The following is a 12,452-nucleotide window of genomic DNA, read 5'->3' on the forward strand; positions in this document are numbered from 1 at the left end:
GCTCCGGAGATGTCCGTTGTCCGTCGCGTCTCGCTTTTGGAGAGCCGCGCCTTGGCACGCTGGTGTTGTGGATTTCAGTTCAGTTTGGGTAAAGCCTTGTGCAGCAAAATCGGGTCTTTCAACACACTGGCAGCAGCGGCGATATCCGGCGCCAACCAACGGTCCTGGTCGTAGGCCGGAACGCGCTCACGCAGCAGACACCACGCGGCATCAGTGCCAGCGCCAAAACGCTGTTCTTTGAGGAATTCAAACGCCTGGGCCGCCAGCAAGTACTCGATAGCGAGGATCTGCGTGACGTTTTCCAGGGCGCGGTGCAGCTTCAGCGCGGCGTTGGTGCCCAGGCTCAAATGGTCTTCCTGCAAGCCCGAGGTGACGTAGTTGTCGAGCACTGCCGGTTGCGCCAATTGGCGATTTTCCGCACACAACGACGCGGCGACATACTGGACGATCATCATCCCGGAATTAACCCCCGGATTGGCCACCAGGAAGGCCGGCAAACCGCTGACATGCGGGTTGATCAAGCGATCCAGACGCCGCTCGGCAATGGAGCCGATTTCGGCCATGGCCATCGCCAGCAAATCCGCCGCCAACGCCACGGATTGACCGTGAGGGTTGGCCTGGGACATCACCCGGAAATTGTCCGGCGTGCCCAGCAGCATCGGGTTGTCGGTGACCGAGTTGAGTTCGGTTTCGATCTGCTTCCTGGCGTGCTCAAGCTGATCGCGAGCGGCGCCGTGAACCTGCGGAATCGAACGAATGCTCAACGCATCCTGAGTGCGAATGCCTTTGCTCGACGCAATCACTTCACTGCCATCGAGCAGCGCCCGCAGGTTGATGCCGACTTGCTGCATGCCCGGGTGCGGTTTGAGCGCGATGATTTCGGCATCGAACGCAGCAATCTGACCGCGCTGGGCTTCGAAACTCATGGCGCCGATCACGTCGGCCCATTGCACCAGACGCGTCGCGTCGGCCAGGGCCAGGCAGCTCAGGCCGGTCATGCACGGCGTACCGTTGACCAGGCACAAACCGTCCTTGGCACCGAGCTGAACCGGCTCCAGGCCTTCTTCGGCCAGGGCTTGCTGCGCGGAAACGATCTGCCCGCGATAGCTGACATTGCCGACACCCAACAGCGCGATGCTGATGTGGGCCATGTGGGTCAGGTAACCCACCGAACCCTGGGACGGCACTTGCGGGGTGATGCCGCGATTGAGCAGCGCCAGCAGGGCCTCGACCACCCGGCGATGAATGCCGGATTTGCCGTGGCTGTAGTTGCGGATCGCGGCGCAGATGATGGCGCGAGTCTGTTCGTCGGCCAATGGTGCGCCGACGCCGCAAGCGTGGCTGAGCAAGGTGTTGCGCGACAGTTGGCTGAGTTGTTCGTCTTTCAGCGAGACGTTGCACAAGGCGCCGAGGCCGGTGTTGACGCCATACGCACGCTCGCCGCTGGCGACGATGCGCTGCACGATCGCCTGGGCATTGTCGATCCGCGCCCAGGTCTCGGCCGACAGCTCAAGCTGCGCGCCATGGCGGGCGACGGCCACCACATCCTGCCAACGCAGCGGGGCGTCGGCGATAACGATTTTTTCAGCCTGGGACATCTTTGACCTCGTGCGTACTACCTGAATATTGATGCAGCTCTACTGGCCTCTTCGCGAGCAAGCCCGCTCCCACAGGGGTGCGCATTCCAAATGTGGGAGCGGGCTTGCTCGCGAAGGGGCCAGCACAGACACCGCAAATCTCTTAAACCACCGCCGCCCGCCGCTGTACGAACCGGTCCACATACTCATCCGCCGGCGAGTGCAGGATCTCTCTCGGCGTACCTACCTGAATCAGGCGTCCATCCTTGAGGATCGCAATGCGGTTGCCGATGCGCACGGCCTCGTCTAGGTCGTGGGTGATGAAGACGATGGTCTTGTGCAGGGTCTTTTGCAGTTCCAGCAACTGGTCCTGCATCTCGGCACGGATCAACGGGTCGAGGGCGCTGAAGGCTTCGTCCATCAGGATGATGTCGGTGTCCGCCGCCAGGGCGCGGGCCAGGCCCACACGTTGACGCATGCCGCCCGAGAGCTGGTGCGGGTATTTGTTTTCGTAGCCCTTGAGGCCCACGGTGTTGATCCAGTGCAGCGCACGCTCGGAGCACATTTGCTTGCTCTCGCCACGCACTTTCAGGCCGTAGGCAACGTTGTCCACCACGGTCTTGTGCGGCAGCAGGCCGAAGCTCTGGAACACCATGCTGATCTTGTGGCGACGGAATTGGCGCAGGGCTTCCATGTCGTATTGCAGGATGTCCACGCCGTCCACCAGGATCGCGCCGCTGGTCGGGTCGATCAGGCGATTGAAGTGGCGCACCAGGGTCGATTTGCCGGAACCCGACAAACCCATGATCACGAAGATCTCACCGGTGCCGATGCTCAACGACAAATCATTCACGCCGACCACGCAGCCGGTTTCGGCCAGCACCTGATCCTTGGTCTTGCCCTGGCCAATCATGCCCAGCGCTTCCTTGGAACGGTTGCCGAAAATCTTGAAGACGTTTTTGACTTCGATTTTGCTCACGGTTGCGTCGTTCATTTGCTCACCTCATGCCGTGGCCGACCATATGCTTGCGTAATGCGGTCGATCACCACTGCCAGAATCACGATCGCCAGACCGGCTTCAAGGCCACGTCCGACGTTGAGGGTCTGAATCCCCACCAACACGTCTTCGCCCAGGCCACGGGCACCGATCATCGAGGCAATCACCACCATCGACAGGGCCATCATGGTGGTCTGGTTGATCCCGGCCATGATGCTCGGCAGGGCCAGCGGCAGTTGCACGCCGAACAGTTGTTGCCAACGGTTGGCACCGAAGGCGTTGATCGCTTCCATCACTTCGCCGTCCACCTGGCGAATGCCCAGGTCAGTGAGGCGAATCAGCGGTGGCGCGGCGTAGATCACGGTAGCGAAAATCGCCGGGACCTTGCCCAGGCCGAACAGCATCAGCACCGGGATCAGGTACACGAAACTCGGCATGGTCTGCATGATGTCGAGCAGCGGCATCAGCACCGAACGCAGGCGATTGCTGCGCGCCGAGAGAATGCCCAGGGGAATGCCGATCAGCACCGAAATGACCGTCGCCACCATCATCAGCGCGAGGGTCTGCATCAGTTTGTCCCAGAGGCCGACCGCGCCGACCAGGAACAGCAGGCCGACGATGACCGCCGTGGTCACGACCTTACGGGTCGCATGCCAGGCCACGCCCGCGACGATGGCCAGCATCAGCCACCAAGGGGCCGCACGCAGCATGCCTTCAAGATTGACGATGGCCCACAACAGGGTGTCGGAGATGTGCCGGAACACGTCTCCGTAGTTGGTGACCAGCGAATCGACCCAACCGTTGACCCAGTCGGCGATGGAAAAGGTAAAGCTTTCGGGAAACATAAGAGACTCTCAATCAAGGGGTTGCGATCAAGCGTCCGACTGCCGTTGCCGACAGTCGGAGAGGCTCAACCTACAAGGCCGCGTCGATTTTCTTGGCTGCGTCGTCGCTCACCCATGCGTGCCAGACTTCAGGATGTTCCTTCAAGAAGATCTTGGCCAGTTTTGGCGATTCGATCCGCTCTTTGGTCATGCGCCCCAGGTTCTGGTTCAGCAGGTCGATCGGCAGGTTGACCTTTTCCAGCACGGCCACCAGTTCCGGGGCTTGCTCGTGGAAAGTCTTGGACAGGCCGACCTTGATGGTCACGCGCTTGTCGACGCCTGGCTTCTCTTCGAGCTTGACCAGGTCAACCTGGCCCATCAGCGGGGTTGGCGACCAGTAGTAGAACAGGATCGGCTCGCCACGCTTGTAGCTCGACAGCACCGCCGCATCCAGCGCCGGGCCGGTGCCTGGGCGGAAGTTGGTGTAGGTGCTTTCCAGGCCGTAGCTTTTCAGCATTTCGCTGTTGTCGAGTTCACAGGTCCAGCCGGCCGGGCAGTTGTAAAAACGACCCTTGGCTGGCTCTTCCTGATCCTTGAACACCGAGGCGTACTTGGCCAGATCAGCAATGTTTTTCAGGTCCGGCGCTTTCGGCTCCAGCTTGCGCTTGGCGTCGCCTTCGATCACGTAGCGCGGCACGTACCAGCCTTCCACTGCGCCCACAACCGGAGCGCCGACGCCGACGACTTTGCCGGCCTTCTCAGCCTTGTTCCAGACTTCGCTGCGGCCAACCCACTCTTCGGCAAAGATCTGGATGTCGTTGCTGCTCAGGGCGTTTTCCATGGTGATGGAGTTGCCCGGCAAGCTGTCGGTCTTGCAGTCGTAGCCTTTCTCCAACACGACTTGCAGCACGTCGGTCAGCAACATGGCGCTTTCCCAGTTCAGGCCGGCGAATTTCACCGGTTTGCCCGACTCGCACCAACCGGCAGCCTGGGTGGCGCCGGCGCTGGCGAGCAGGCCCATGGACAGCAATGTGGTCAGCAGGGTCTTGTTCGATTTCATTGTAGTGACGCTCCTAATCATGAGTTGGCTTACGGCAGTCAAGAGGCATCCAGCCCTGTCCACGTCCAATCAGGCCTGCGCCGCAGCGCGACCGGCCCCGCTTGTTTTAGGTGCTGCTTCGCTGTTCTGCTCGACTGGCAGAATCAGATGATCGGGTACAGCGCTGTGCCATTTTTTCGCGCACACGTAATACAGCGCGGCGGGAATCACCAGGCCGATGATCCAGGAAATATCCACATCACCCAGGGCCGCGACCAGCGGACCGGTGTAGAACTTGGTGGAGATGAATGGCAATTGCACCAGCACACCGAACACATAGACGCTGATGCCAAGGATGTTCCAACGGCCGTAGCGACCGTTCGGATCGGCCAGTGCCGGCACGTCATAGCGCTCGCGGGTGATGCAGTAGTAGTCCACCAGGTTGATCGCGCTCCAGGGCGTAAAGAAGGCGAGCAAGAACAGGATGAACGACTTGAACGCACCGAGGAACGAGTGCTGACCGAGCAACGCCATCAGGGTCGCGGCACCGACGATGACCAGCACGAACACCAGACGCTGCAAGCGCGTTACTTTCAGATCACCACGGAAACCGCTGATGATCGTCGCAATACACATGAAGCTGCCGTACGAGTTCAGCGTGGAGATGGTGACCTTGCCGAACGCGATGCTGAAATACAGCAACGCAGCGGTGGCACCCGTGCCGCCCAGGCCCACGATGTAGGCGACTTCGTGGCCGGCAAATTGGCCGTTGGCCGAGGCGGCGGCGAACACGCCAAGGACCATCGCCACTTGTGCGCCAATGACCGAACCGGCGCCAGCGGCGAAGAAGGTTTTCACTGAGGACGTCTTGCTCGGCAGGTAACGCGAATAGTCAGCCACGTAGGGGCCGAAGGCGATCTGCCAGGATGCCGCAAGCGACACCGCGAGCAGGAAGCTGCTCCAGCTGAAGTGGCGGATTTGCAACAGTGCGCCAACATCAACCTGGCTCATCAGACGGCTGAACAGATAAACAAAGGCAATCACGCCAATGACGCTGGCAATACGGCCGATCCAATGGATCACCCGATAACCGAGCACCGTAACCAGCACGATGACACTGGCAAAGATAAGAATCCCGACACTGTCGCTGACGCCAAACAACTGGCCCAGCGCCTGGCCGGAAAGCACGGTTCCCGTTGCGGTGAAACCGAGGTACATCAGACACACCAGCACAATCGGGATGGCCGCGCCATAGACCCCGAACTGCACCCGGCTGGAGATCATCTGCGGCAGGCCAAGCTTGGGCCCTTGCGCCGCATGCAACGCCATCACGCCACCGCCGAGCAATTGGCCGATCAGCAAACCGATCAACGACCAGAACACATCACCGCCCAGCACCACGGCCAGGGCCCCGGTGACAATCGCGGTGATTTGCAGGTTGGCACCCATCCACAGGGTGAACTGGCTTAACAGACGACCGTGTCTTTCCGCTTCCGGGATGTAGTCAATCGAGCGCTTCTCGATCAACGGTTTGTTGCTTGCACGATCGGTGTTAACAGCCATGATTCAACCTCTGTGGATTGTTATGGAAATTCGTCTGGTTGCGCTTTACCTGTGGGAGCGGGCTTGCTCGCGAAAGCGGTGGGTCAGCCAGCACAGATGTTGAATGTGCCGGCCTCTTCGCGAGCAAGCCCGCTCCCACATAAAGCGTTCCCACAGGTATTGCGTTATTTACCGGTAATCATCGGCAAGTTCAGGCCTTGTTCCTTGGCGCAATCGATCGCGATCTGGTAACCCGCATCGGCGTGACGCATAACGCCGGTCGCCGGGTCGTTGTGCAGCACGCGAGCAATACGCTCGGCCGCTTCGTCCGTACCGTCGCAGACAATCACCATGCCCGAGTGCTGGGAGAAGCCCATGCCGACGCCGCCGCCGTGGTGCAGGGAAACCCAGGTCGCGCCGCTCGCGGTGTTGAGCAGAGCGTTGAGCAGTGGCCAGTCGGACACAGCGTCGGAACCATCCTGCATCGACTCGGTTTCGCGGTTCGGGCTGGCCACGGAACCGGAGTCCAAGTGGTCGCGACCGATCACGATTGGCGCGGACAATTCGCCGCTGCGTACCATTTCGTTGAACGCCAGGCCGAGCTTGGCGCGCAGGCCCAGGCCAACCCAGCAGATACGTGCCGGCAGACCCTGGAAGCTGATGCGCTCGCGGGCCATGTCCAACCAGTTGTGCAGGTGGGCGTCGTCCGGGATCAGTTCCTTGACCTTGGCGTCGGTTTTGTAGATGTCTTCAGCGTTGCCCGACAGAGCAGCCCAACGGAATGGACCGATGCCACGGCAGAACAGTGGACGGATGTAAGCCGGTACGAAGCCTGGGAAATCGAATGCGTTTTCCACGCCTTCTTCCTGGGCCATCTGACGGATGTTGTTGCCGTAGTCGAAGGTCGGAATGCCCATTTTCTGGAATTCGAGCATCGCTTTAACGTGCACGGCCATGGATTGCTTGGCGGCTTTGACCACGGCAGCAGGCTCGGTCTTGGCGCGAGCGCGGTACTCTTCCCAGGTCCAGCCGGCCGGCAGGTAACCGTTGAGCGGGTCGTGGGCGCTGGTCTGGTCGGTGACCATGTCCGGGCGCACGCCGCGCTTGACCAGTTCCGGCAGGATTTCAGCCGCGTTGCCCAGGAGCGCGATGGAAATCGCCTTGCCTTCCTTGGTGTATTTTTCGATGCGGGCCAAAGCGTCGTCGAGGTCTTTGGCTTGCTCGTCGACATAACGGCTGTTCAGGCGGAAATCGATGCTCACCTGTTGGCATTCGATGTTCAGCGAGCAGGCGCCGGCCAATGTGGCGGCCAGAGGTTGAGCGCCGCCCATGCCGCCCAGACCGGCGGTCAGGACCCAACGACCTTTCAGGTCATCGTTGTAGTGTTGGCGACCGGCTTCGACGAAGGTTTCGTAGGTGCCCTGGACGATGCCCTGGCTGCCGATGTAGATCCAGCTGCCGGCGGTCATCTGGCCGTACATGGCCAGGCCTTTGGCGTCGAGTTCGTTGAAGTGTTCCCAGCTCGCCCAGTGTGGCACCAGGTTGGAGTTGGCGATCAGCACGCGTGGGGCGTTGGTGTGGGTCTTGAACACGCCGACCGGCTTGCCGGATTGCACCAGCAGGGTCTCGTCGTCATTCAGGTTGGTCAGGCTTTCGACGATCTTGTCGTAGCACTCCCAGTTACGCGCCGCACGACCGATACCACCGTAAACCACCAGTTCTTTAGGGTTCTCGGCGACTTCCGGGTCGAGGTTGTTCATCAACATGCGCAGCGGCGCTTCGGTCAGCCAGCTCTTGGCGGTCAGCTTGTTACCGCGGGCGGCACGGATTTCTACGTCACGGTACTTGGTAGGTTTCTGGGTATTGTCAGTCACGAAAAAGACTCCTCAGCGATCAATTCAAACCAACCCTGGCAGTGGGCAAGCCAGCCTGTGCGCGTCGTTGCGCCACAAGCGAATCAGTGGACGCTGCGAGGAGTCTCGGTCGACTCATACGCATACGTCTTTACTTGTACATACAAGCATATGCAATCAAGCGGCCAACTTGTTGGATGGGCATTCAAGAAAAGTTTTGGTCGGGCTGGAAAGCCTGTAGATCAAGGGTTTTGCGGAAGATGAAATTTTTCGCGGGGATTTTGCGGGGGCGTGGCGGCTGTTACTTGAGCGTGGTTTTGCGCCACGCTGGGGCGTTCGGTAACAAAGTGGTGCGCTTCGGGGAACAGGAGGGACCGCTTTTTGTGGCGAGGGGGCTTGCCCCCGTTCGGCTGCGCAGCAGTCGCAAAATTTGATGCGAACATCGAGGGCGGCTTCGCCACCCAACGGGGGCAAGCCCCCTCGCCACAGAGATGTTCTAAACAGTTGGATCAGCGTGCGATCAGCTCGATCACACAGCACTGGCCGCTGACGGAAACTTCCAGCAGACCCGCATTACCATCGAGTTGCAGGCAATCATGCCGACCGAGTTGTGCGTCGCTGTTACCGACTTTCACCTCCAGCGCCTCGGTGACACTGAACACCAGCACCGTCCCCGCCGAACTGAAAAACCGCTGCTCACCATCCAACCACTGCAACCGTGCGCTATACCGCTGGGGTGCATAAATCAGGTTGAAATCGCGAATCGGCCCGCCAAGCAAGGTGCAGGAGACCTGGCTCTCGCCGCTGAAGGCAAACGGGTCCAGCGGTAACAACGGGCGCGTGTCCTGGCCGTCAACGCGCAAGGTCATGCCCTCGCCTTGCAGCACGGTGATGACCCGTTGATAGCCGGCGAATGTCGAGAAGCCGCCCGACTCACCAATATCAGCAATAGACAGGCGCCAGCCGAAACCGTCGAGGCCCGTGCCGGCATCGCGGGTGATTTCTTCAGTGCTGCCACCGCCGTTTTTCCAGGGCATGCGTGGGTAATCAACTGCGCGTAACAACTTCACTTGATTCATTTATGAAACCGACCTTCCAGACGATGACGGGAACCGGGGTGGATCAAACGGGCGGCGGTCACGGGCTGGCGGCCGGACCAGGTGCGGCGGCGGATCAGCAGGCACGGCTCGCCCTTTTCAATCTGCAGCAACTTGCACTCGGTGGCCTCAGCCAGGATCGCCTCAACCACATGCTCGCCTTCGGTCAGCGGCGCGACCTGGTTCAAATAGGCGTAAGGCGTTTGCAGGGTGAAGTCCTGCTTGAGGTAGTCCGGGGCCACGAGCGCGTTGACGAAACGATCTTCGATTTGCACCGGAATGTCGTTTTCGAAATGCACGATCAGCGAATGAAACACCCGCTGCCCTTCGCGCATGTCCAGGGCCAGCGCGCGCTCTGAGCCGGCGGCCTCTTCTTCCAGGGTGATGACCTTGCAAGTGTGACGATGGCCGCGAGAGGCGATTTCATCGGCGATGTTGTGCACTTCAAACAGCGCGGACTGGCTTTTCGGCTCGGCGACGAAGGTGCCGACACCTTGCATGCGCACCAACAGACCGTCGGCGGTCATCTCGCGCAGGGCGCGGTTGATGGTCATGCGGCTGAAACCCAGTTGATTGACCAGCTCGCTTTCCGACGGAACGCGGTAGTGCGGCGGCCAGTTTCCACTGTCGATTTGCTGGGTGATCATCTGTTTGACGCGGGCGTACAAGGGCGCCGGACTGTCGCCCATGTTCGCGGCCAACGGTGACACTGCAGGCGGAGTCGGCACGGTTAATCCTTGTTCATTTGGTGAGGGTAATGTGGCTCGTGTGGTCAGTTCTGTCAGTCAAGTTCGGCGCCGGAAATCCAGATCCTGCGTTGCTGCTCCTCGCCATAGCCAGCTATGACTCGTCGCAGCGCCTTGGCTCTGAATTTCCGGCATCCGAACTTGAACTGACGAACTGACCACACGAGCCACATAGCTTGCCGGAGTTTACCGAGCAGGCAAACATCTGTATATGTATATACAAATAACACACGATGGGGTGCTGAACCATGTCCGCCTTCTTTGCCGAACGCGCGCTGCTGCCTAGTGGATGGGCCAACAATGTACGTCTTGAGGTCAGCGCCGATGGCGTGTTGACCCATATCCAGGCCGATTCCAATGCAGATGGCGCCGAACGGCTAAGCGGTCCGCTGCTGCCGGGGATGCCCAATCTGCACTCCCACGCCTTCCAGCGAGCGATGGCCGGGCTGGCGGAAGTAGCGGGTAATCCGAACGACAGTTTCTGGACCTGGCGCGATTTGATGTATCGCCTCGTCGGAAAAATCAGCCCGGAGCAACTCGGCGTCATTGCTCGTCAGCTGTACATCGAAATGCTCAAGGCCGGTTACACCTCGGTCGCGGAATTTCATTACGTACACCACGACACCAACGGCCAGCCTTACGCTGACCCCGCCGAACTGGCCCTGCGCATCAGCCAGGCCGCCAGTTCCGCCGGCATCGGTTTGACCCTGTTGCCGGTGCTCTACAGCCACTCCGGTTTCGGCGGCCAGACCCCGAACGATGGCCAGCGGCGCTTTATCAACAGCACCGAAAACTATCTGAAGCTTCAGTCGCGTTTGCAGCCGATCCTGGCGCAGCAACCGGCGCAGTCGCTGGGGCTGTGCTTCCACTCGTTGCGCGCGGTTACCCCGCAGCAGATCAGCGAAGTGCTGGCCGCCAGTGACCAGCAGTGCCCGGTGCACATTCACATCGCCGAGCAACAGAAAGAAGTCGATGACTGCCTGAGCTGGAGCGGCCGCCGTCCGCTGCAATGGCTGTACGAAAACACCGAAGTCGATCAGCGCTGGTGCCTGGTCCACGCGACCCACGCCAACCCGGAAGAAGTCACGCTGATGGCCAAGAGTCGCGCCATCGCTGGCTTGTGCCTGACCACCGAAGCCAACCTCGGCGACGGGATATTCCCGGCGGTCGATTTCCTCGCCCAGGGCGGGCGCATGGGCATTGGTTCCGACAGCCATGTGTCCTTGAGCGTGGTGGAAGAATTGCGTTGGCTGGAATATGGCCAGCGCTTGCGGGATCAGCGGCGTAATCGTCTGTATGGCGCGGATCAGCCGATGGTCGGGCGCACGCTGTACGACGCAGCATTGGATGGCGGCGCCCAGGCACTGGGTCAGCCGATTGGTGCATTGGAAGTCGGCAAGCGGGCGGATTGGTTGGTGCTCGATGGCGACGATCCGTACCTGGCGACAGCCAGTGGCGACGGGATCTTGAATCGCTGGTTGTTCGCTGGTGGTGATCGCCAGGTGCGCGATGTGCTGGTCAATGGCCAGTGGGTTGTGCGTGATGGGCGTCATGCGGGCGAAGAAGAAAGTAACCGCGCATTCACCCAAGTCCTGCGCGACCTCCTGGGCTAAACACCGGAAACAACTGTGGGAGCGGGCTTGTGTGGCGAGGGAGCTTGCTCCCGCTGGACTGCGAAGCAGGCCTAAAATCCTGTGAGCGCTTCGCGCTCAAGCGGGAGCAAGCTCCCTCGCCACAGCAAGCTCCCACATAGGGTCTTCGCTGACCGTCAGTTCGAGGTCTTGGCCATTTGCGTATCCGTCGCACGCCAGATCAGCCGCGTCGTGTCGTAACCCTGCTGTCGCGCCTTGCTCAGCAGTTCCTCACGCACTACACCGTTGACCGTCGGGGTCCGGGACAGCAGCCACAGGTACTTGCGGCTCGGGTCGCCGACAATGGCGGTCTTGTAGTCGTCGCTGACGTAAAGCACCCAGTACTCACCCTTCGCCACACCCGGGATCAAACGCGAAAACCAGTTATCGAACTGGACCCACAGTTTGTCGGTCTTGCCCGGCACTTGTGGCCAGGCCGTGCCCTTGGCTTCTTCCCATTGCCATTGCGGCGTCAGGCAGCGGTTGAGCACTGCCACGTTGCCGTCCGGCAGGAGGGTGTAATGGGCTTCGGATTGCGCGCAGTTGCGCTGGAAATACATCGGCAGCCGCGCCAACTCGTACCAGGTCCCTTGGTACTTCTTGAGATTGACGCTGTTGACGGTCTTGGGCGCCAACGGATCTACGCCAGAAGAGGCGCAGCCAGCCAATACCAGGCCGGCGAAAAGAACTATCAATAACCGCTTCATTGTTTTTCTCCCGTGGGCGCGTAGCCCCGGTTTACTTCAGGCCTTGGCCGGAAAACATCAGCACTTTGTCACCGGCGTACTGCACGCTGATAAAGCTGTTTTTGTCGCCCCAGGTGCAACTGGACATGCCAAGCGCGCCCGAACAATCGGCGGGTTTACCCAGCAAGGTTTCAACCTCGGCCTTGGCCATACCGGCCGACAGCTTGGAGTAGTTCTCCTGGTTGACCTTGCTGCATGCGACCAACAACACGCAGAACGAGAGCAAGGCGATGGATCGCAGCGACATGGTGTAGCTCCTGGGACGGAAGGGGATTGGCATGGCTGCCAAGCTGAAGCTTAGAAGAGAAAACCCCGATCTGGTTCCCCGACCGCCCGGCTATTTATTGGGCCGCTCGTCTGGCATCTGCCGATAAATCAGCCACTTTGTCGCGCCGTTGGG

The 12,452-nt window shown here is 60.4% G+C and carries 11 protein-coding genes; 1 reads left to right on the forward strand and 10 read right to left on the reverse strand.

Annotation, left to right across the window (positions count from 1 at the left end; all coding sequences use genetic code 11):
• Positions 1-74 precede the first annotated feature (74 nt).
• The 8 genes from hutH to hutC form a co-directional block, all read right to left on the reverse strand.
• Positions 75-1,598 carry a histidine ammonia-lyase gene (hutH, locus tag BK665_RS01805; RefSeq protein ID WP_123402577.1) on the reverse strand — a complete coding sequence of 508 codons (1,524 nt, stop codon included), beginning with the start codon at positions 1,596-1,598 and terminating at the stop codon, positions 75-77.
• 142 nt (positions 1,599-1,740) lie between these two features.
• A complete protein-coding gene (locus BK665_RS01810; protein ID WP_054054680.1) occupies positions 1,741-2,571 on the reverse strand; it encodes a quaternary amine ABC transporter ATP-binding protein in 831 nt (276 codons plus the stop codon).
• The gene (locus BK665_RS01815; RefSeq protein WP_123402578.1) at positions 2,568-3,419 is read right to left on the reverse strand and encodes an ABC transporter permease; all 852 of its coding nucleotides are present in this window, start codon (positions 3,417-3,419) and stop codon (positions 2,568-2,570) included. Before BK665_RS01815 ends, BK665_RS01810 begins: the two co-directional genes overlap by 4 nt.
• Positions 3,420-3,489: 70 nt before the next feature.
• Positions 3,490-4,458 carry an ABC transporter substrate-binding protein gene (locus BK665_RS01820; protein WP_123402579.1) on the reverse strand — a complete coding sequence of 323 codons (969 nt, stop codon included), beginning with the start codon at positions 4,456-4,458 and terminating at the stop codon, positions 3,490-3,492.
• Positions 4,459-4,527: 69 nt separating this feature from the next.
• Positions 4,528-6,000: a purine-cytosine permease family protein gene (locus tag BK665_RS01825; RefSeq protein ID WP_123402580.1), complete on the reverse strand. Its 1,473-nt coding sequence runs from the start codon at positions 5,998-6,000 to the stop codon at positions 4,528-4,530.
• 164 nt (positions 6,001-6,164) lie between these two features.
• Positions 6,165-7,853, reverse strand: a complete 1,689-nt coding sequence (gene hutU / locus BK665_RS01830) for a urocanate hydratase (protein ID WP_123402581.1) — start codon at positions 7,851-7,853, stop codon at positions 6,165-6,167.
• 488 nt (positions 7,854-8,341) lie between these two features.
• A complete protein-coding gene (locus BK665_RS01840; RefSeq protein ID WP_123402583.1) occupies positions 8,342-8,911 on the reverse strand; it encodes a HutD/Ves family protein in 570 nt (189 codons plus the stop codon).
• The gene (hutC, locus tag BK665_RS01845; RefSeq protein ID WP_178117490.1) at positions 8,908-9,618 is read right to left on the reverse strand and encodes a histidine utilization transcriptional repressor HutC; all 711 of its coding nucleotides are present in this window, start codon (positions 9,616-9,618) and stop codon (positions 8,908-8,910) included. Before hutC ends, BK665_RS01840 begins: the two co-directional genes overlap by 4 nt.
• A gap of 305 nt (positions 9,619-9,923) precedes the next feature.
• On the opposite strand from hutC, the gene BK665_RS01850 reads away from it, so the two are divergent.
• Complete coding sequence (locus BK665_RS01850; protein WP_123402585.1) at positions 9,924-11,288, forward strand: formimidoylglutamate deiminase; 1,365 nt, start codon at positions 9,924-9,926, stop codon at positions 11,286-11,288.
• Positions 11,289-11,443: 155 nt separating this feature from the next.
• Here the strand turns inward: BK665_RS01850 and BK665_RS01855 are convergent, their stop codons facing one another.
• Positions 11,444-12,013: a lipocalin family protein gene (locus BK665_RS01855; RefSeq protein ID WP_123402586.1), complete on the reverse strand. Its 570-nt coding sequence runs from the start codon at positions 12,011-12,013 to the stop codon at positions 11,444-11,446.
• Between the two features lie 31 nt (positions 12,014-12,044).
• Positions 12,045-12,299, reverse strand: coding sequence for a hypothetical protein (locus BK665_RS01860; RefSeq protein WP_054054697.1), 255 nt, complete (start codon positions 12,297-12,299; stop codon positions 12,045-12,047).
• Positions 12,300-12,452: the final 153 nt, after the last annotated feature.

It is taken from the genome of Pseudomonas frederiksbergensis, assembly GCF_003732665.1.
Lineage (GTDB): Bacteria > Pseudomonadota > Gammaproteobacteria > Pseudomonadales > Pseudomonadaceae > Aquipseudomonas > Aquipseudomonas frederiksbergensis_G.

Excerpts from the sequence above, each read along its gene's own strand:
- hutH (WP_123402577.1), bottom strand. The coding sequence starts at position 1,598 with ATGTCCCAGGCTGAAAAAATCGTTATCGCCGACGCCCCGCTGCGTTGG.
- BK665_RS01810 (WP_054054680.1), bottom strand. The coding sequence starts at position 2,571 with ATGAACGACGCAACCGTGAGCAAAATCGAAGTCAAAAACGTCTTCAAG.
- BK665_RS01815 (WP_123402578.1), bottom strand. The coding sequence starts at position 3,419 with ATGTTTCCCGAAAGCTTTACCTTTTCCATCGCCGACTGGGTCAACGGT.
- BK665_RS01820 (WP_123402579.1), bottom strand. The coding sequence starts at position 4,458 with ATGAAATCGAACAAGACCCTGCTGACCACATTGCTGTCCATGGGCCTG.
- BK665_RS01825 (WP_123402580.1), bottom strand. The coding sequence starts at position 6,000 with ATGGCTGTTAACACCGATCGTGCAAGCAACAAACCGTTGATCGAGAAG.
- BK665_RS01840 (WP_123402583.1), bottom strand. The coding sequence starts at position 8,911 with ATGAATCAAGTGAAGTTGTTACGCGCAGTTGATTACCCACGCATGCCC.
- hutC (WP_178117490.1), bottom strand. The coding sequence starts at position 9,618 with ATGGGCGACAGTCCGGCGCCCTTGTACGCCCGCGTCAAACAGATGATC.
- BK665_RS01850 (WP_123402585.1), top strand. The coding sequence starts at position 9,924 with ATGTCCGCCTTCTTTGCCGAACGCGCGCTGCTGCCTAGTGGATGGGCC.
- BK665_RS01855 (WP_123402586.1), bottom strand. The coding sequence starts at position 12,013 with ATGAAGCGGTTATTGATAGTTCTTTTCGCCGGCCTGGTATTGGCTGGC.
- BK665_RS01860 (WP_054054697.1), bottom strand. The coding sequence starts at position 12,299 with ATGTCGCTGCGATCCATCGCCTTGCTCTCGTTCTGCGTGTTGTTGGTC.